The sequence below is a fragment of the Arenibaculum pallidiluteum genome (genome assembly GCF_017355985.1).
Lineage (GTDB): Bacteria > Pseudomonadota > Alphaproteobacteria > Azospirillales > Azospirillaceae > Arenibaculum > Arenibaculum pallidiluteum.
Window position 1 is genome coordinate 39,229 of the sequence record NZ_JAFIQU010000020.1, and the last position, 18,767, is coordinate 57,995.

The window sequence follows — 18,767 nt, forward strand, 5'->3', positions numbered from 1 at the left end:
GGGGCATGGGCAGCCAGCGGGACAATCCGGGCTGGTTCCGATCGCTGGCATACCGCAGTCCGCTCTACGCCCTGACGCTCGGTGGCAAGGTCCCGGCCGCGCTTGCCTGCGTGCCCACCGACCCCTGGCCGGGCGATTCCGCCAGGGGCGCCGCCCTGCTGGCGGGGCGCTACGAATTCTCCGGCGAGACCATCATCGCCGACGAGCCCGACTGGTCGCCCGAGGCGGGATCGCCGGGCTGGCGCGCCGGGCTGCACGGCTTCGAGTGGCTGCGCGACCTGCGCGCCCAGGCCGGCGACGACGCCCGCCGCCACGCGCGCATGCTGGTGGGTGGCTGGATCGACCGCAACACCGGCTGGCAGGGCGAGACCTGGTCGCCCGAGGTGCTGGGCGCGCGCATCTCCAACTGGATCGGGCTGCACGACTTCTTCTGCCTCAGCGCCGACGACGTGTTCCGCGCACGGGTCTTCGACAGCCTGGCGCGCCAGGCCCGCCACCTGTACCGCGTACTGCCCGGCCAAGCCGAGGGCGCGGGCCTGATCCAGGGCATCAAGGGGCTGGTCTTCGCGGCGGTGGCGCTGCCGGGCTCGGACAAGCACATGGCCGCCGCGCTCAGGCTCCTGCAGCGCGAGCTGCCGCGCCAGATCCTGCCCGACGGCGGACATGTGGAGCGATCGCCCCAGCGGCACCTGCACGTGCTGCGCCACCTGATCGACATCCGGGCGGCCCTGCGGGCCGGCCGGGCCGAGGTGCCGGACGCCCTGCAGCATGCCATCGACCGCATGACCCCGGCGCTCCGGTTCTTCCGGCACGGCGACAACACGCTGGCGCTGTTCAACGGGGGGCAGGAGGCGGATGCGACGACGATCGACGCGGTGCTGGCCCAGTCGGACGCGCGCGGCCGCCCGCTGAAGAGCATGCCGCACACGGGCTACGAGCGGCTTCTGGCCGGGCGAACGCTGGTGCTGATCGATGTCGGGGCCGCACCGCCCCCGGGGCTCGACCGCACGGCCCATGCAGGGCCGCTGGCCTTCGAGTTCAGCGTCGGACGCGAGCGGGTGATCGTGAACTGCGGCGCGCATCCCGCGGGCGGCGTCTGGCGCCGGGCCCTGGCCGCCACCGCCGCCCATTCGACCGTCACCGTGGCCGAGACCAACGCCGCCGAGGTCCTGGAGGCCGCCGGTCTGGGCCGGCGGCCCGCCTCCTTCGGATGCGAGCGCATCGAGAACCAGGGTGCGACGCTGGTCGAGGCCAGCCACGACGGCTATCTGCGCGCCTTCGGGCTCACGCACCACCGGCGGCTCTATCTCGCGGACGACGGCGAGGACATGCGCGGCGAGGACCTGCTGGAGGGTCCGGCGGGCCATCCCTTCGCCCTGCGCTTCCACCTGCATCCCTCCGTCCAGGTGTCGCTGGTCCAGAGCGGGGCCGCGGCGCTGCTGCGGCTGCCCAGCGGCATCGGCTGGCGCCTGCGCGCCACCGGCGGCACCATCGAGGTCGCCGAGAGCATCTATGTCGGCCAGGGCCAGGAGCCGCGCCGGACCAGCCAGATCATCGTCACGGGCACCACCGAGCCCGACCGCACCTCCGTGAAATGGGCGCTGCGGCGGGAGAGGAAGGTCCCCTGAGCGCCGATCCCGAAACCCGCCCCGGGACAGATCCCGGGGCCCGAGACCAGACCCGAGCCGAGAGATCCGCCATGACCGCCGCCCCGATCCGCGTCACCCGCGCCCTGCTGTCCGTCTCCGACAAGAGCGGCCTCGTCGAGTTCGGACGCTTCCTGGCGGGCCATGGCGTGGAGCTGCTGTCCACCGGCGGATCGGCCAAGGCCCTGCGCGAGGCCGGGCTGGCGGTGAGGGACGTCTCCGAGCATACCGGCTTCCCCGAGATGATGGACGGCCGGGTGAAGACGCTGCACCCCAAGGTCCATGGCGGGATTCTGGCGCGCCGGGACGACCACGCGGCCGCCATGGCCGAGCACGGCATCCCGCCCATCGACCTGGTCGTGGTGAACCTCTACCCGTTCGAGGCGACCGTCGCCCGCGGCGCCGGCTTCGGGGATTGCGTCGAGAACATCGACATCGGCGGACCCGCCATGATCCGCTCGGCGGCCAAGAACCACGACTTCGTGGCGGTGGTGACCGAGCCCGAGGACTATGCCGCGGTGATGGCCGAGATGGAGGCCAACGGCGGGGGCACGACGCTGGCCCTGCGCCGCCGGCTGGCCGCCGCGGCCTTCGCGAGGACCGCCGCCTACGATGCCGCCATCTCGTCCTGGTTCGCGGGCCAGACCGGCGAGGCCTGGCCGAAGCGGGTGAGCCTGACGGGAACGCTGCGCCAGACCCTGCGCTACGGCGAGAACCCGCACCAGTCCGCCGCCTTCTACGCGACCGGCGAGGAACGCCCGGGCATCGCGACGGCGCGCCAGCTCCAGGGCAAGGAGCTCAGCTACAACAACCTGAACGACACCGACGCCGCCTTCGAGCTCGTGGCCGAGTTCGACCGGCCGGCCGTCGCCATCATCAAGCATGCGAATCCCTGCGGCGTCGCCGAGGGCGCGAGCGTCGCCGAGGCCTATGGCCGGGCGCTGGCCTGCGACCCGGTTTCGGCCTTCGGGGGCATCATCGCGCTGAACCGCACCCTGGACGCGGCCACGGCCGAGGAGATCGCGAAGCTCTTCGCCGAGGTGGTGATCGCGCCCGACGCCGACGAGGCGGCCCGGGCCGTGCTGGCCTCCAAGAAGAACCTGCGGGTGCTGCTGACCGGGGCCCTGCCCGATCCCGGCGCCAAGGGGCCTTTCGTGAAGTCGGTTGCGGGCGGCTTCCTCCTGCAGGACCGCGATGCCGGCCGGATCGACCCCGGCGCGCTGAAGGTCGTCACCCGGCGCGCGCCCAGCGAGCAGGAGATGCGCGATCTCGTCTTCGCCTTCCGCGTCGCCAAGCACGTGAAGTCCAACGCCATCGTCTATGCCCGGGACCTGGCGACGGTGGGCATCGGCGCCGGCCAGATGAGCCGGGTCGACAGCTCGCGCATCGCCGCCATCAAGTCGGCAGAGGCCGCCCGGGCGGCCGGCCTGGCCCAGCCGGGCACCGTCGGCTCGGTGGTGGCGTCGGACGCGTTCTTCCCCTTCGCTGACGGACTGCTGGCGGCGGCCGAGGCGGGCGCCACCGCGGTGATCCAGCCCGGCGGCAGCGTACGCGACGAGGAGGTGATCGCCGCCGCCGACGAGAAGGGCCTGGCGATGGTCTTCACGGGCATGCGCCACTTCAGGCACTGATCCAAAGGACTGCGGCAGATTACCACGGAGGCAGGTGCGGCCCACTGTCACCGTGACATGCGCAGGGATCGGCGGTTCTATGCTCGGGCGTACGATCGCCGCCCTTCGGAGGACCCATGGACCTGGATCCCCTGCTGCTGTCGCGCCTTCAGTTCGCCTTCACGATCTCCTTCCACATCCTGTTCCCGGCCTTCACCATCGGGCTCGCCTGGTGGATCGTGGTGCTCGAGGCGGTCTGGCTGTCGACGAACCGGCCGATCTTCCGCTCGCTCTCGGAATTCTGGATGAAGATCTTCGCGATCTCCTTCGGCATGGGGGTCGTCTCGGGGATCGTGATGTCCTATCAGTTCGGGACCAACTGGTCCCGCTGGTCGGACGTGGTCGGCAACGTGCTGGGCCCGCTGATCCAGTACGAGGTGGTGACGGCCTTCTTCCTGGAGGCGGCCTTCCTGGGGATCATGTTGTTCGGGCGCGACCGGGTCCCGCGCCCGATCCATTTCGTGGCGACCTGCATGGTCGCTCTCGGCACGCTGATCTCGTCCTTCTGGATCCTGTCGGCCAATTCCTGGATGCACACGCCCGCGGGCTACGAGATCCGTGACGGTCGCTTCTTCGTGACGGACTGGTGGGAGGTCGTCTTCAACCCGTCCTTCCCCTACCGCCTCTCCCACATGCTGACGGCGACCTTCCTGACGACCTCCTTCGTGGTCGCGGGCTTCAGCGCCTGGTACCTGCTGAAGGACCGGCACGTGGAGCACGCGCGCCAGGGCCTGACCTGGAGCCTGGGGCTGATCACGGTGCTGGCGCCGCTGCAGGTGCTGCTCGGGGACATGCACGGGCTGAACACGCTGGAGCATCAGCCCGCCAAGATCGCGGCCATGGAGGGACACTGGGAAGGCGGGGCGGGCGCGCCGCTGATCCTGTTCGGCATCCCCGACATGGAGGAGGAGCGCAATCACTACGAGATCGGGATCCCGGCGCTGTCCTCTCTGATCCTGACCCATTCCCTGACGGGCGTCGTGCCGGGGCTGAAGGAATTCCCGCCCGAGAACCGGCCCAACGCGACCATCATCTTCTTCTCGTTCCGGATCATGGTGGGCATCGGGCTGCTGATGGTTCTGGCCGCGGTGCTCCACCTCTTCCTGCGCTGGCGCGGGACGCTGTTCGAGAACCGCGCCTTCATGCGCTTCCTGATCGCCATGACGCCGTCGGGCTTCGTCGCGCTCGAGATGGGCTGGATCACCACCGAGGTCGGGCGCCAGCCCTGGATCGTCAACGGCCTCTTCCGGACGGCGGATGCGGTGACCCCTGCGCTGACCGGGGCCGCGGCGCTGACGACGCTGCTCGCCTTCGTGGTGGTCTACGCGATCATCTACATCGCGGGTTCGTACTACCTCACCGTCATGCTGCGGACGGGGCCGAACCCGCCGTCGGAATACATGCAGCCGCGCGACCTCGCCCGCGAGGCCGGGCGGCCCAAGCGGCCGCTGTCCAAGGCCGACGAGACCTTCGCGGCGGGGGATTGATCCGATGACCGAGGATTGGGAGACGCTGACCCTGATCTGGACCGGCATCTGCGCCTTCGCGGTCATCATGTACGTCCTGATGGACGGCTTCGACCTGGGGCTCGGGATCCTGTTCCCCTTCGCGCCGCGCGACGCCGACCGCGACCTGATGATGAATTCGGTCGCACCCATCTGGGACTTCAACGAGACCTGGCTGATCCTGGGCGGCGCGGGTCTCTTCGCGGCGTTCCCGCTGGTCTATTCCGTGGTGCTGCCGGCGCTCTACCTGCCCCTGTTCCTGATGCTGATCGCCCTGATCTTCCGGGGCGTGGCCTTCGAGTTCCGCTTCAAGGCGCGGAGCAGCCGCCATCTCTGGGACCGCAGCTTCCATTTCGGCTCGCTCTTCGCGACCTTCGCGCAAGGGGTGGTGCTGGGCAGCCTGATCCAGGGCATCGAGGTGAGCGGCCGCAACTACGCCGGCGGGATGCTGGACTGGCTCTCGCCCTTCAGCGTGCTGACCGGCATCGCGCTGATCTTCGGCTATGCCCTGCTGGGCGCCACCTGGATGATCTGGCGCAGCGACGGCGAGCTGCAGCAATGGGCCTACCGGACGGCGCGCACGCTGCTCTTCGTGGTGCTGGCCTTCGTGCTGGTGGTCAGCGTCTGGACGCCCATCGCCGATCCCGGCATCCGCGAGCGCTGGTTCTCGGTGCCCAACATCATCTATCTCGCGCCCGTCCCGGTGGTGACCGGCCTGACGGCGCTGGCGCTCCTGCGCGCGCTGGACCGTGGCCGCGAGGTGGCGCCCTTCGTGCTGACCATGGTGCTGTTCCTGCTGTCCTTCATGGGGCTGGCCATCAGCCTGTGGCCCCATATCGTGCCGCCCTCCATCACCATCTGGGATGCCGCGTCCCCGCCCGAGAGCCAGGTCTTCCTGCTGGTCGGGATGGTGTTCCTGATCCCGACGATCCTGCTCTACACGGCCTATTGCTACTGGGTGTTCCGCGGCAAGGTCACCGGCGCCTTCTACCACTAGGACTGTTTCAGGCGGCGCGTGCGTCAGGTTCCCGGCTCGAACAGACGCACGCCGGCCTTGAGCGCGGCCCTGGACAGCGCGCCGTCCTTCGTCGCGAGCGGCAGGCCCAGCAAAAGCATGACACGCGCGGTATCGGCCGCAGTCTGTCGACCACTGCGCTCGGCCATGACGAGCACGTTGCCGATCTCGTAGGGTCAGATCGACGGCACGATGGCGTTGGTCCCACCCAGCGCCCTCAGCACGGCATCGGTTTCGGGCGTCGCTTCGTCCTCGAAGGCCCAAGCGAGCGTGACCGAGGCATCGAGAACGAACGTCACATTCGCCCCTTCTCGATCATGTCCTTGAGGCTCGGGCCTGGGCCGAGCCGCTTGCCGCGGCGCAGCTCAAGAATCGGATCGATTGTCTGGGCCGTGTCGAGACCGCCCTCATAGTCGGGCACCAGGCGCGCAACCGGACGACCACGGTTGGTGATGCGAATGGATTCGCCGCGCTCGACATCACGGAGCAGCTCGGGCAGGTGAGTCTTGGCCTCGAAGGCACCGACCTCGCGCATGAACTCCCCCGCAACCAGTCTATCGACCAGTCAAAACACATGGGGTATGGGTGCCATAGACAAGCGAGACGGGCCGGGACGGGAGCTTGCTGCTCAGCGGCGACGCAGGCCGCTGCGCACGCGCCCCATGAGGCCGCTGAGGCGCCGGCCCAGAGACCCGGGCTCGAGGCGTGGCGGCAGCAGGTCCTGCGGCATGGCCATCAGCATCAGCGGACCAGGCGCTGCGAACTCCGGCGGGAAAAGACCGGATTCGCAGAAATCCAGCTCCATTCGGTCCTGCACGGCGTGTCTCCGGCCAATGTTGCGGTCGGGGCGGACCATAACCGCAAATGCACGCCGAAGCACCGCCGCAACGAAAAATTCACGGGATCACGGCTGCAACGAAAGCTTCATTTTTCCCGGACCGCCCGGACCAGGACGAATCCCAGGACGAACAGCACCAGGATCGTGGCCATGCCGGCGCGCTGGCTCTGGAATGCTTCGGTCGCACGGGCGAACAGGAAGGGGCCGAAGAACGCGACCGCCCTCCCCGACAGGGCGTAGAGACCAAACATCTCGGTCTCGAGGCCCCGGGGCGACAGCCGCGCCATCATGGAGCGGCCCGCCGCCTGGGCCGGGCCGAAGAAGAAGCCGAGGCCGAGGGCGAAGGCCCAGAACACCCTCTTGTCGGCGGCAAGCAGGACCGGCAGGCCGCACAGCGCGAGGCCCGCCAGCGCCACGAGGATCGTGCGCCTGGCCCCGAACCGGTCGTCCACCCAGGCGAAGCCCAGCGATCCGATCCCCGCTGCCACGTTCAGGGCGATCGCGAAGACCAGGATCTCCTCGAACCCCATGCCGTAGGCGCCGGCGGCGAAGATCCCGCCGAACAGCGTCAGCGTGTTGATGCCGTCCCGGTAGAAGGCGCTGCCGAGGAACCAGCGCACGAGATTGCCGTCGCGGCCGACCGCCCGCAGCGTGCGGCCGAGCTGGGCCAGCCCCTCGGCAACGGCCCGCCCCGCCGGGATGCCCGCGCCGGGGCGGTCGGGCACCATCAGGAACAGCGGCAGGGCGAAGAGCGCCACCCAGGCCCCGACCAGGACCGAGGTCGCGCGGACATGCTCCTGCTCGCTGCGGTCCAGCAGGCCCCAGAGCGGCCGCTCGGCCTGCACCAGCAGGACCAGGCAGGCGACCAGGGCCATCAGGCCGCCGAAATAGCCGATTCCCCAGCCCCAGCCGGAGACGCGGCCGAGATGGCCCGGCGGCGCCACCTGGGGCAGCATGGCGTTGTAGAAGGTCCCCGCCAGCTCGAAGACGAGGTTGCCGACGACGATCAGTGCCAGGGCCGGCAGCACGAAGGCGGGGTCCGGCCGGACGAACCACAGGCACAGGGTGGAGACGACCGTGGCCGCCGTGAACCCGGCGAGCCATGGCTTGCGCCGGCCGGCCCGGTCGGCGATCGCGCCCAGGGCCGGCGACAGCACGGCGATCAGCAGGCCCGAGACGGTCTGGGCATCGCCCCACAGCGCTGTGCCCTCGATCTCCGACGGGGCCACGGCCCGGGTGAAGTAGACGCTGAAGACGAAGGTGCCGACCACCGTGTTGTAGGCCGAGATCGCCCAGTCGTAGAGGCACCAGCCCAGCACCCGCTTCCGCACGGCCGCGTCCATCCCGCCCCCTGCCATCCGCCATCGCCCGGGTCTGCGTAACCGGAACGCGCCGCGGGCGCCAGGGGTCTCGGCTCCCCGCGCCCTCCCGGGCACCCGCCCCCCGGCTCTTCGCCCGCCCCGGCTGGATGCTTGACGGCGGACCATGATCCCTGTCCCTTGCGCCACCATGGACCGCACGCCCCACCTCCTCGCCACCATCACCGCCAACGGGTTCGGCCATGCCGTGCAGACCGGGGCCGTGCTGCACGCGCTGCGTCGGCGCCTGCCCGGGCTGCGCCTGACGATCCAGACGGCGATCCCCGCCGCGCGGATCGCCGAGATCGCGCCACAGCCCTACGACCTGCTGCGGGTCGACCACGATTTCGGCGTGGTGATCCGCTCGGCGACCGAACTGGACCTGCCGGCGACGCGCGAGGCCTATGGCCGCCTGGCGCGCGACTGGGAGATCCTGGCCGAGGCCCAGGCCGCCACGATCCGCGGACGCGCGGTCGACCTCGTCCTGGCCAATGTCTCCTTTCTCGCCATCGAGGGGGCGGCGCGCGCAGGCGTTCCGGCGGCGGCCCTCGCCTGCCTGACCTGGTCGGACATCCTGCGAGGCCTGTTCCCCCAAGGTGACCCGGCCCTGGCCGCGCTGTGCCGGATGGAGGCGGCCTATGGCCGCGTGGCCGCCTTCCTGCAGCCCGAGCCCAGCATGCCGACCGCGGCCCCGGTCGAGGCGGTGCGGACGGGGCCGATCTCGACGCGCGGGCAGGACCGCCGGGATGCCCTGCGCAGGCAGCTCGGCATGGCGCCGGGGGAACGGCTTGTCCTGGTCGCGCTGGGTGGAATGGGGGATGCGCCGCCGGTCGCGCAGTGGCTGGAGAATCCGGGCCTGCGATGGCTGGTCCCGGCGGGAACGCCCGAGGGGCCGCGCGTCCATGCGTTGCCGGGGCTGGATCTCGGCTGGGCGGACGCGGTCGCCTCGGCCGATGCCTTCGTGGGCAAGCCCGGCTACGGCAGCATCACGAGCGCCGCGGTCAACGGCGCGCCGTTCCTGTTCATGCGGCGCGGCGACTGGCCGGAGGAGCCGCCACTGATCGCCTGGGCCCTGGACCGGATCCAGGCGCTCGAGGTGCCGCCGGGGCAGCTCTGGTCCGGCGCGATCGCCGGCGCGCTGGACGCGCTATGGGCCCGGCCGGCCCGGCCGCGCGTGGAGCCCACCGGCGCGGACGAGATCGCCGAGGCCCTGGCGGCGCTGCTGGACTGAGGGGATGGGGGCGAGGCGCCGATGCCCCCGCGGGCATCGGCGCCTCGGTCCGGATCAGGATGCCTTGAAGAAGTCCACGACCTCCTGCTGGAACAGCAGGTGGCCCTTCTGCAGGTGCATCATGTGGCCGGCGTCGGGGATCACCACGTACTTCTTGCGGGGGTTCGGAAGCTGCCCGAAGAAGGGCAGAAGCCCGTCGGTATCCGCGACGTCGTCGTACTGGCCGTGGATCATCATGGTGGGAACCGTGATCAGCCGCGCGTTCACCAGGGGCATGGCGGTCGCGAGGTCGAGCTGCGGCCCGGTCGCGCTCTTGGGCTCGGCCACGACGGCGGCCTTCGCGAAGGCGTCCACCGTCTCGGCCTCGTTGACTTCGGCCGGGGCCATGGAGACGAAGCGCGTCTTCCAGCCCGCCTCGGGGATCACGACGTAGGGGTTCTCCTCGAAGAAGCCGATGCGGGCGCGCCGGCGCGCGAGGTCCGGGCTGCCCGAATGCATCTGCGCATAGCTGACGTAGCGACCGACCTTGCCCGGATTGTCCATGACGTACATGCCGGCGTACTGGGTGCCCCACGACCAGCCGAGCAGGTCCACCTTGGTGACGCCGCGCAGCTTCAGGACGTAGTCGATGACGGCGCGCAGGTCGTCCTTCGCCTCGCCCGTGGTCATGTGCCCGGCAGGGCGGGTCGAGCGCCCGAAGCCGCGGGTGTCCAGGGCGAAGACGTCGAAGCCTTCCCGGGCGAGCCGGTCCATCAGGCTGTAGGACGGCTTGCCCGGCACCTGGAGGTCGAAGCTCTCGCGCCCGGCCGTGGCCGAGCCATGGGCGAGCACCACGACCTTCTTGCCGGCCGGCGCGTCGGCGTACTTTTCCCAGACATAGATCCGGTTGCCGGCGTTCTCCACCCAGTGCTCGGCGCCGGTGATCCCGGCGGCGGAGGCGACGGAGCAGGCCATGGCGTAGAGGGCCGCGCCCAGCCCCAGCATCAGTGCGCGTTTCATTCTGGAATGCAACCTTTGCTTGCTTCGTACCTTGCGAGGGAGCGGGGCCCGCGGCGAATGCGGGCCCCGTTCGGGCTCACGCGGCCTTCATGGTGTCGATGAACTCGGCGACCTCGCCGCGCAGGCGTTCGGCCTCGCGCGCCAAGCCCTCGCAGGCGCCCAGCATCTCGGTGGCCGCGGCCCCCGTCTGGGCGGCGGCGCGGTTCACGTCGCCGATGTTGGACGAAACCTCGCCAGTCCCGCGCGAGGCCTGGGAGACGTTGCCGGCGATGCTCTGCGTCGCGGCGTTCTGCTGCTCGATGGCCGAGGCGATGCTGGTGGCGATCTCGTTCATCTGGCCGATGGTCCGGCCGATGGTCTCGATCGCGCCGCGCGCGCCGCCGGTGGCGTTCTGGATCTCGACGACCTTGCTCTGGATCTCCTCGGTGGCCCTGGCGGTCTGGGTGGCCAGCGCCTTGACCTCGCTTGCCACGACCGCGAAGCCCTTGCCGGCCTCGCCGGCGCGCGCCGCCTCGATGGTGGCGTTCAGCGCCAGCAGGTTCGTCTGGCCCGCGATCGAGTTGATCAGCCCGACGACCTGCCCGATCTGCTGGGCGGCCTCGACCAGGGTGTTGATGGTCTCGCTGGTGCGCGAGGCCTCCTGCACCGCCTGGCCCGCGATCCGGGTCGAGGTGGAGACCTGACGCCCGATCTCCGAGATCGAGGCCGAGAGCTCCTCGGTTGCGGCTGCGACGGTCTGCACGTTGGACGAGGCCTGCTCGGACGCCGCGGCGATGGCGGCGAGCTGCTGCTGCTCGTGCGTGGCGCTGCTGGCGAGGCCTGTGGCGGAGCTGCGCATCCGCGCAGCGGCCGATGCCACCGAGTCGACGATGCCGAGAACGCTGCCTTCGAAATCGGTCGCGAGCGTCAGCAGGGTCCGGCGCTTCTCCTGCTCGGTGAGGTTGGCCATCTCCGTGCGCTCGCGCTCGAGGCGGGCCCGGGTCTCGGCATTCTCCTTGAAGATCTGCGCGGCCTTGCCCATGGCGCCGAGCTCGTCGCGGCGCGAGGCCTCGGGGAAGGCCACCGACAGGTCGCCGTCCGCGAGCGCGTGCATCTTCTTCGCGAGGCGCGCGATGGTCGCGCTGACGTTCTGCCCGATCAGCGCGATCAGCAGCACGGCCGGCAGCGCCAGGACCGCGACGACGCCCAGCAGCGTCCAGAGCTGCGTCAGGAAGGCCGCCTGCAGGTCGGCGATGGTGACGCCGGTGCTGACGAAGATCTGCCAGGGCTCGAAGCCCTTGACGTAGGAGAGCTTCTCCTCGGTCTCGCTGGAGCCCGTGTTGTTGATGAACCACGGATAGAGGTAGGTGCCCTCGCCCTGCTTGGCGATGCGGACCATGGCGGGCAGGATCGGAACGCCCTTCGCGTCCTTCAGCCCCGAGGCATCCTTGCCCATGATCTTGGGGTTGATGTGGGCGAAGCCGACATTGTCGTAGGTGTAGGAGAACAGATAGCCGCCGTTCTGGTACTTCAGCGCCAGCAGCAGCTCCTTGAAGCGTGCCTGCGCCTCGTCGCGGGTGATCTTGCCTGCGGCGGCATCGGCCTCGAGCTTCTCCGCGATGGAGTGGCCGAGATCCACCAGGTTCCTGAGGTCCGACACCCGGTCCTGGTACATGCGCTGGTAGTTCAGGTACAGGCCGCCGCCCGCGATTGCGAGCACGGCGATGCTGGCCGCGACCACGAGAGCCCAGAGCTTGGCACGGATCGACAGGTTCCAACTCGTCATGGCGTATACATCCAAAAGCATTAATACGATAGGATAGGGCGCTGGTTTAGCGCCGCGTCCTTAACAATGATTGAAGAAGCCGCCACCGGGGGCGGCGGCAGGCATCGCCTGCGGCGGCTCGCCTACAGGAGGCAGGCCGGCACGACCGGCCGGCCGAGCCCGAACCCCTGGAAGAGATCGATCCCGGCACCCTGCAGCCAGCGGTGCTCGGCTTCGGTCTCGATCCCCTCGGCCAGGATCAGGGCGCCGTTCTCGCGCGCGATCGCCGCGAGATGGGTGACGATGCTCTGGCGGAATCGGTCCTGATCGACGTCGCGGACGAGGTCCATGTCGATCTTGATCACGTCGGGCTTCACCTCGCGCAGCAGGCTGAGGCCCGAGAACCCCGCCCCCACGTCGTCGAGGGCGACCAGGAAACCGGCCCTGCGGTAGTAGTCGAGAATGGAGAGGAGGTGGGTGCGGTCGCGCACCTGCGTGCTCTCGGTGACCTCGAAGACCACCGTTCGCGGATTCAGCCCCAGCCTGCGCACGGCGTCGAAGGTGGTCCCGAGGCAGGCCTCCGGATCGTAGATGCTGGTCGGGTTGAAATTGACGAAGAGGTGACCGTTCAGGCCGGCACGTGCCGCCCCCTCGATGGCCTGGCGGCGCCCGATCTGGTCGACGGTGAACAGCATGCCGGCCTCCTCGGCCACGCCGATCAGCCGTCCGCCCCCTACCAGCGCACCGTCCTCGCCGAGCCCGCGCAGCAGGGCCTCGTGCCCGTAAGCCGCGCCGGACCGGTCGAAGATCGGCTGGAAGGCGGGGCGCAGGCGATCGCCTTCGATCATGCGCACGAGCCAGCGGCCCCGGATTGCGCCCACGACCTCTGCCAGGGGGCGGACGGCCAGCCAGTCCTGCGGGCTTGGCAACGCCTGCGCATCCAGCACCAGCGCACGCGTCTTCTGCATCTCCTCGGTCGAGAGGGTGGATTCCGCCGCCCCCGCGAGGGTCTCCAGCTCTGGGGCTGCGAGGACGATCTCGGCCGTCAGCGCCTCGGCCCCGACCCCGAGACCGCGGCCTACGGCGGCATGGAGGAATTTCGCGGCGGCATGCGCGGTCGGGAAACCGAGAAGGACGCGGTTGCGGTCATGGAAGAGGGGATCGACCCTCTCGCAGTCGGGACAGTGCATGCAGGAAGCTCCCCGCCGGCATGGGGCCGGCGGCGGAGCAAACCTACCACTTCCGAGCGGGGGAGTCCTGTGATCAGCCCGCGACCATGCCCCTGAGCTGGCGGCTTGCGACCGCCAGCATGGCGAGATCCAGCTGGCCCGCGGCCCTGAGATCCGCCAGGAGCTGGCGCACCCGCTCCACCGGGCCCGGCCGCGCCGCGATCCAGGCATCGATCGCGGCGCCTGGCTCCGCCTCGGGTCCGGTCTCGGCCAGGTCGGTCTCGAGTACGCGGGTGGTGAGCTGGCCCTGCAGGGCGAACAGGTCGTCGACGATGGCCGACACCGCCTGACGCTGCCAGTGGTTGTCCGCCCTGATCGCAGCGGCCTGCGCCCGCAGCCAGTCGAGGCCGAGCCGGTTGCCGAGCGCGAAATAGACGCCCCCGACCCCGTCGGCGGTCCGGCCCAGCCGGTCGGCGATGCGCACGATCTCGGGCGCGGCGGACAGGGCCGGCAGGCTCGCGACCCTGCGTGCCAGCGCCTCGGGAACGCCCAGCGCCTGGCGGCGCCCGGTCTCGACCTCCAGCCGCTCGCGGTCGGCCGGGGGCAGCAGGTCGGCCAGCCGGGCCGCCAGCGCGGCGGTCCCGGCGGCGCAGGCCTGCCCCGTCTTGCGCAGGTCGCCGGCGGCGTTCACCAGAAGCCATGAGGTGGTGCGGTCCAGCAGGGCCTGGATCTGCAGCAGCATCTCGATCTGGAGCTCGGCCGGGGCGTGGTTGTCGAGCGCTTCGATGCCGTCCCACAGGGCGCGCAGCCCGAACGCCTCGCGCATCGCGGTATAGGCGATCGCGACATCGGCGGGGCCCATGCCGGTGCGGTCCATCTGGTCCATGACGAAGGTCGGCCCGACCCGGTTCACGAGATCGTTGGTCACGACCGTCGCCACGATCTCGCGGCGCAGCCGGTGGCCGGCGACCGCCGCCCCGAAGCGCTCGCGCAGCGGTGCCGGGAAGTAGGACGCGAGGTCCCGCTCCAGGTCGGGATCGTCGGGCAGCGGGGATTCCAGCAGGTCGTCGTAGAGCGTGATCTTGGCGTAGGCGAGCAGCACCGCCAGCTCGGGCCGGGTCAGCGGCATGCGCGAGAGCAGCCGGCCGGAGAGCTCCTCGTCGTCGGGCAGCGCCTCGACGGCGCGGTTCAGGTGGCCGCGCTTCTCCAGCGCGCGCATGAAGCGCAGATGGGCCTCGAACCGCTCCATGCCGGCCGCGCGCTCCACCGACAGCGCCTGCGTCTGCAGGTAGTTGTCGCGCAGGACCAGCGCCGCGACCTCGTCGGTCATCTCGGCCAGCAGCTCGTCGCGGTGCTTCTCCGTCATGTCGCCGCGGGCGACCACGCCATCCACCAGGACCTTGATGTTCACCTCGTGGTCCGAGGTGTCCACGCCGGCCGAATTGTCGATGGCATCGGTGTTGATGCGCACGCCGGCGAGCGCCGCCTCGATGCGCGCGCGCTGTGTCAGCGCCAGGTTCGCGCCCTCGCCGACCACGCGGGCGCGGATCTCGGCGGCGTCGATGCGCAGCGGGTCGTTGGCCTTGTCGCCGACCTCGGCGCCGCTCTCGGACGAGGCCTTCACATAGGTCCCGATGCCGCCGAACCACAGCAGGTCGACCTGGGCGCGCAGCATGGCCTGGATCAGCTCGGCCGGGCTGACGCGCTCGCGCTCGATGCCGAAGCGCTCGCGGATCTGCGGGGTCAGCGCCACCGACTTGGCAGAGCGCTCGAAGACGCCGCCGCCTTCCGAGATCAGGCTCCGGTCGTAGTCCGCCCAGGACGAGCGCGGCAGGTCGAACAGGCGCCTGCGCTCCTGCCAGCTCCGCTCGGGGTCGGGATCGGGGTCGCAGAAGACGTGCCGGTGGTCGAATGCGCCGAGCAGCCGGATGTGCCGCGAGAGCAGCATGCCGTTGCCGAACACGTCGCCCGACATGTCGCCGACGCCGACCACGGTGAAGTCCTGGGACTGGATGTCGGTGCCGAGCTCGCGGAAGTGGCGCTTCACCGCCTCCCAGGCGCCGCGGGCGGTGATGCCCATGTCCTTGTGGCTGTAGCCCCGCGACCCGCCCGAGGCGAACGCGTCGCCGAGCCAGAAGCCGTATTCCAGCGCGATGGCGTTGGCGATGTCCGAGAAGCTGGCCGTGCCCTTGTCGGCCGCCACCACCAGGTAGGGATCGTCGGCGTCGCGGCGCACCACGCCCTTGGGCGGGACGACCGTGCCGTCGGGCGCGAGCGTGTCGGCGAGGTCGAGCAGCCCGCGCATGAAGGTGCGGTAGCACTCGATCCCCTCGGCCTGGAAGGCGTCGCGCCCGGCCTCGGGCGCGGGCGGGCGCTTCACGACGAAGCCGCCCTTGGCGCCCACCGGCACGATCACGGCGTTCTTCACCATCTGGGCCTTCATCAGGCCGAGGATCTCGGTCCGGAAATCCTCGCGCCGGTCGGACCAGCGGATGCCGCCGCGAGCCACCTTGCCGCCGCGCAGGTGCACGCCCTCGACCCGGGGCGAGTAGACGAAGGTCTCGACCCAGGGCCGCGGCAGCGGCAGGTCGTCGATCTGCCGGCTGTCGAGCTTGAAGGCGATGTAGGGCTTGCCCTGGTAGTAGTTGGTCCGGAGCGTCGCCCGGACCAGGTTCACGAAGCGCCGCAGGATGCGGTCCTCGTCCAGGTTCGAGACGGCGTCGAGCCGGTGGTCGATCTCGACCAGCAGGCCGTTCACGGCCTCGCCCTTGGGCGTCGCCTCCTGCGGGCGCGCGGGATCGTGAAGGGCGTGGAACAGCCGCACCAGCAGCGCGGCGATCACCGGGTGGCTGGCCAGCGTGTCCTCGACCGTATCCTGGCTGAACTGCAGCCGGGCCTGGCGCAGGTACTTGGCATAGGCGCGCAGCACCGCGACCTCGCGCCAGGAGAGGCCGGCGCGCAGGACGAGGCGGTTGAAGCCGTCGTCCTCCATCTCGCCGGACCAGACGCGGGCGAAGGCGTCCTCGAAGGCGTCGCGCACGGCCCCGAGGTCGACGGGGCCGCCGTCGCGGCTGCGCATCTCGAAATCATGCAGCCAGACCGATTCGGCGCGCCCGGCCAGCCGCAGCTCGAAGGGGCCGGTCTCGGCCATGACCTTGGCCCCCATGTGCTCGAGCATGGGCAGCACGTCCGACAGCGGGATCGCCCCGCCGGCGCGGTAGAGCTTCAGGTGCAGCGCCTCGGCCGGGGCCTCCACGGGCCGGTACAGCGCCAGGGACAGGCCGCCCGACTGCACCGCCTGCTCGGCATGGCCGATATCGGCCACGGCGACCTCGGCCGGGAACCGCTCGCGGTAGGCCAGCGGGAAGGCGGCGGCGTAGCGGCGCTGGAGGCGCAGCCCGTGCTCCTCTCCGTGCGAGGCGGTCAGCGCGCTCTGCAGCCGGTCCGTCCAGGCGCGGCTGGCCTCGGCGATATGCGCCTCCAGCGCCACGAGGTCGATCTCGGGGATCTGCCCCGGCGTCGTCTGGATCGTGAACTGCACCCGCGCCAGCACGCTCTCGGCGAGCTGGGTGTAGAAGGCCGTGCAGGTGCCCTGGAAGGCCTGTTCCAGGATCGCCTGGATGCGCCGGCGCAGGTCCGTGTCGTAGCGGTCGCGCGGGACGTAGACGAGGCAGGTCACGAAGCGCTCGAACGGGTCGCGCCGCATGAACAGGGCCGTTCGCTGCCGCTCCTGCAGGTGCAGGACGCCCAGCGCCATGTCGTAGAGCTCGTCCTCGCCGATCTGGAAGAGCTCGTCGCGGGGGAAGGTCTCCAGGATATGGATCAGCGCCTTGCCGTCATGCCCCTCCGGCGCGAAGCCGGCGCGGGCCAGGACCCGGTCGATCTTGCGTCGGAGCAGCGGGATGTCGCGCGCCGACCGGCTGTAGGCCGCCGAGGTGAAGAGCCCGACGAAGAGGTGGTCGCCGACGACCCGTCCCCTGTCGTCGAAGACCTTGACGAACACGGCGTCCAGTGGGGTCGGGCGGTGGACCGTCGAGCGCACGTTGGACTTCGTCACCATCAGCAGGCGCGGCTGGCGCAGGAACTGCTGCACGTCCGGCGGAAGCTGCCCGAAGTTGCGCAGCCCCTGGAACACCATGAAGCCGTGGTCGCGCAGGATGCCGAGGCCGGATTCCTCGAGGACCCGCAGCGAGGTCGCCTGCTCGGCCTCGGCCTCGCCCTCGGGGAAGCGGTAGGACCGGTAGCCCAGGAAGGTGAAGTTGTCGGCGTCCAGCCAGCGCAGGAAGGCCGATGCCTCGGCGCGCTCGTCCTCGGGCACCGGCACTTCGGGCGCGCCGATGTCGGACAGGGCCTGCTCGACCCGGGCCCGCATGGGCTTCCAGTCGGCCACGGCGGCCCGCACGTCGGCCAGCACGCGCCGGATGTCGGCCGCCAGACGGGCCAGAGCCTCGGCGTCGGTCAGCTCCTCCAGATGGACGTGCATCCAGCTTTCGGCGGCGGCATCGGCCGGCGCCGCATGGGGCTCGTAGAGCTCGACCAGGGCGCCCGCGTCGTTGCGTCGCACGCGCAGCACGGGGTGGATCACGAGATGCACGCCGAGCCCGTGGCGGTTCAGCTCGGCGGTCACCGAATCGACCAGGAAGGGCATGTCGTCGTTGACGATCTCCAGCACCGAGTGGTGGCTGGTCCAGCCGTTCAGGGCCAGGTCGGGATGGTAGGCCCGGACCTGCGCCGCGCCCGGGTCGCGCGCCTGCCCGAACTGCCAGAAGGCCAGAGCGGCGCCGTAGAGCTGCTCGGGGCTCGCGCGCAGGATGTCGTCGGGCGGGACGTTGGCGTAGAACTGCCGCGCGAAGCGCTCGGTCTGGTCGGAGCGCTCGCGCCCCACGCGGTCACGGATCCGGCGGGCGACCTGCTCGGTCAGCTCGCCCTTGAGCTGCTCGGCCTTCAAGGCCATGGATGCCTCCCTGCGCCCGCCCGTACGGGCAGCGTCTTCGAATCTCGGGTTCGAATCTCAGGGCAATCTATCGGATCGGCCCGCAGCCGTAACCCGCCTTGAAGGGGTCAGGGCGTCGCGAACCGGCCGAGCGAGAGCCGGCCGGGGCCGCCCTCGGGATCGGGATCGCGCCGCAGCGTGCCGGGGGCCTCGGTCAGCACCACCTCCAGCACGGGCCGGACCACCGCTTCCAGCAGGTGGCCGCCGATGACCGAGCCGTCGGCGCGCGCCAGCACGCATTTGATCCAGGGGCTCGGGCCAGATCCGTCGATGGCGACGGTGCCGGTCATGGAGACGACCTCCACCTGCTCGTCGACGGCGATGCGGCGCCAGTTCCGCAGCTCCGGGTCGTAGAGGCCGAGAATGGCGCGCGCGAAGCCGCCGGTCCCGGCCAGCCGGCTGGCCGTGAACTCCTTCTCGCGGGCAAGCGCGTCCAGGCCGGCCAGAGGATCCTCGCCCTCGCGAAAGGCGACCACGTAGGTCCGCTCCGATCCGTCCTTGATGCGCCCCTCGTCCACGCGTCCCTCCGCCCTGCCTTGCCGCCAATCCCCATGGTCTCGGGGGCACAACAGGCGCACCGCTTGAATATCCCGTTGGGG

15 protein-coding genes are annotated in these 18,767 nt (G+C 70.6%); 5 read left to right on the forward strand and 10 right to left on the reverse strand.

What is annotated here, in order from left to right; genetic code table 11:
• The first annotated feature begins 5 nt into the window (after nucleotides 1-5).
• The 4 genes from JUB13_RS26825 to cydB all read left to right on the forward strand — a co-directional run bounded on the left by JUB13_RS26825 (nucleotide 6) and on the right by cydB (nucleotide 5,818).
• Nucleotides 6-1,628 carry a heparinase II/III family protein gene (locus JUB13_RS26825; RefSeq protein ID WP_207484685.1) on the forward strand — a complete coding sequence of 541 codons (1,623 nt, stop codon included), beginning with the start codon at nucleotides 6-8 and terminating at the stop codon, nucleotides 1,626-1,628.
• Nucleotides 1,629-1,699: 71 nt separating this feature from the next.
• The gene (purH, locus tag JUB13_RS26830; RefSeq protein ID WP_207484687.1) at nucleotides 1,700-3,277 is read left to right on the forward strand and encodes a bifunctional phosphoribosylaminoimidazolecarboxamide formyltransferase/IMP cyclohydrolase; all 1,578 of its coding nucleotides are present in this window, start codon (nucleotides 1,700-1,702) and stop codon (nucleotides 3,275-3,277) included.
• A 116-nt stretch (nucleotides 3,278-3,393) separates the two neighbouring features.
• Nucleotides 3,394-4,803 (forward strand): cytochrome ubiquinol oxidase subunit I, encoded by a 1,410-nt coding sequence (locus JUB13_RS26835; RefSeq protein ID WP_207484689.1) that lies wholly within the window; start codon nucleotides 3,394-3,396, stop codon nucleotides 4,801-4,803.
• 4 nt (nucleotides 4,804-4,807) lie between these two features.
• Nucleotides 4,808-5,818 (forward strand): cytochrome d ubiquinol oxidase subunit II, encoded by a 1,011-nt coding sequence (gene cydB, locus JUB13_RS26840; RefSeq protein ID WP_207484691.1) that lies wholly within the window; start codon nucleotides 4,808-4,810, stop codon nucleotides 5,816-5,818.
• Between the two features lie 23 nt (nucleotides 5,819-5,841).
• Here the strand turns inward: cydB and JUB13_RS26845 are convergent, their stop codons facing one another.
• From JUB13_RS26845 to JUB13_RS26860, 5 genes are all read right to left on the reverse strand, one after another.
• Nucleotides 5,842-5,994, reverse strand: a complete 153-nt coding sequence (locus tag JUB13_RS26845; protein WP_207484692.1) for a hypothetical protein — start codon at nucleotides 5,992-5,994, stop codon at nucleotides 5,842-5,844.
• 18 nt (nucleotides 5,995-6,012) lie between these two features.
• A complete protein-coding gene (locus tag JUB13_RS31900; RefSeq protein ID WP_268914423.1) occupies nucleotides 6,013-6,135 on the reverse strand; it encodes a PIN domain-containing protein in 123 nt (40 codons plus the stop codon).
• A complete protein-coding gene (locus JUB13_RS26850; protein WP_207484695.1) occupies nucleotides 6,132-6,371 on the reverse strand; it encodes a type II toxin-antitoxin system Phd/YefM family antitoxin in 240 nt (79 codons plus the stop codon). Before JUB13_RS26850 ends, JUB13_RS31900 begins: the two co-directional genes overlap by 4 nt.
• A 93-nt stretch (nucleotides 6,372-6,464) precedes the next feature.
• Nucleotides 6,465-6,653 (reverse strand): hypothetical protein, encoded by a 189-nt coding sequence (locus tag JUB13_RS26855; RefSeq protein ID WP_207484698.1) that lies wholly within the window; start codon nucleotides 6,651-6,653, stop codon nucleotides 6,465-6,467.
• A 107-nt stretch (nucleotides 6,654-6,760) separates the two neighbouring features.
• Complete coding sequence (locus JUB13_RS26860; RefSeq protein ID WP_207484702.1) at nucleotides 6,761-8,017, reverse strand: MFS transporter; 1,257 nt, start codon at nucleotides 8,015-8,017, stop codon at nucleotides 6,761-6,763.
• 142 nt (nucleotides 8,018-8,159) lie between these two features.
• Between JUB13_RS26860 and JUB13_RS26865 the strand changes: the two genes are divergently transcribed.
• Nucleotides 8,160-9,263, forward strand: a complete 1,104-nt coding sequence (locus JUB13_RS26865) for a glycosyltransferase family protein (RefSeq protein WP_207484705.1) — start codon at nucleotides 8,160-8,162, stop codon at nucleotides 9,261-9,263.
• Nucleotides 9,264-9,317: 54 nt separating this feature from the next.
• On the opposite strand, the gene JUB13_RS26870 is transcribed toward JUB13_RS26865, so the two are convergent.
• The 5 genes from JUB13_RS26870 to JUB13_RS26890 form a co-directional block, all read right to left on the reverse strand.
• Entirely contained in the window at nucleotides 9,318-10,262 is a 945-nt protein-coding gene (locus JUB13_RS26870) for an alpha/beta hydrolase (protein WP_207484708.1), read from the reverse strand.
• A gap of 76 nt (nucleotides 10,263-10,338) precedes the next feature.
• Nucleotides 10,339-12,027, reverse strand: a complete 1,689-nt coding sequence (locus JUB13_RS26875; RefSeq protein WP_207484711.1) for a methyl-accepting chemotaxis protein — start codon at nucleotides 12,025-12,027, stop codon at nucleotides 10,339-10,341.
• A gap of 122 nt (nucleotides 12,028-12,149) precedes the next feature.
• The gene (locus JUB13_RS26880) at nucleotides 12,150-13,196 is read right to left on the reverse strand and encodes an EAL domain-containing protein (protein WP_207484714.1); all 1,047 of its coding nucleotides are present in this window, start codon (nucleotides 13,194-13,196) and stop codon (nucleotides 12,150-12,152) included.
• Nucleotides 13,197-13,269: 73 nt separating this feature from the next.
• The gene (locus JUB13_RS26885; RefSeq protein ID WP_207484717.1) at nucleotides 13,270-18,129 is read right to left on the reverse strand and encodes an NAD-glutamate dehydrogenase; all 4,860 of its coding nucleotides are present in this window, start codon (nucleotides 18,127-18,129) and stop codon (nucleotides 13,270-13,272) included.
• 107 nt (nucleotides 18,130-18,236) lie between these two features.
• Entirely contained in the window at nucleotides 18,237-18,686 is a 450-nt protein-coding gene (locus JUB13_RS26890; RefSeq protein ID WP_207484720.1) for a PPC domain-containing DNA-binding protein, read from the reverse strand.
• Nucleotides 18,687-18,767: the final 81 nt, after the last annotated feature.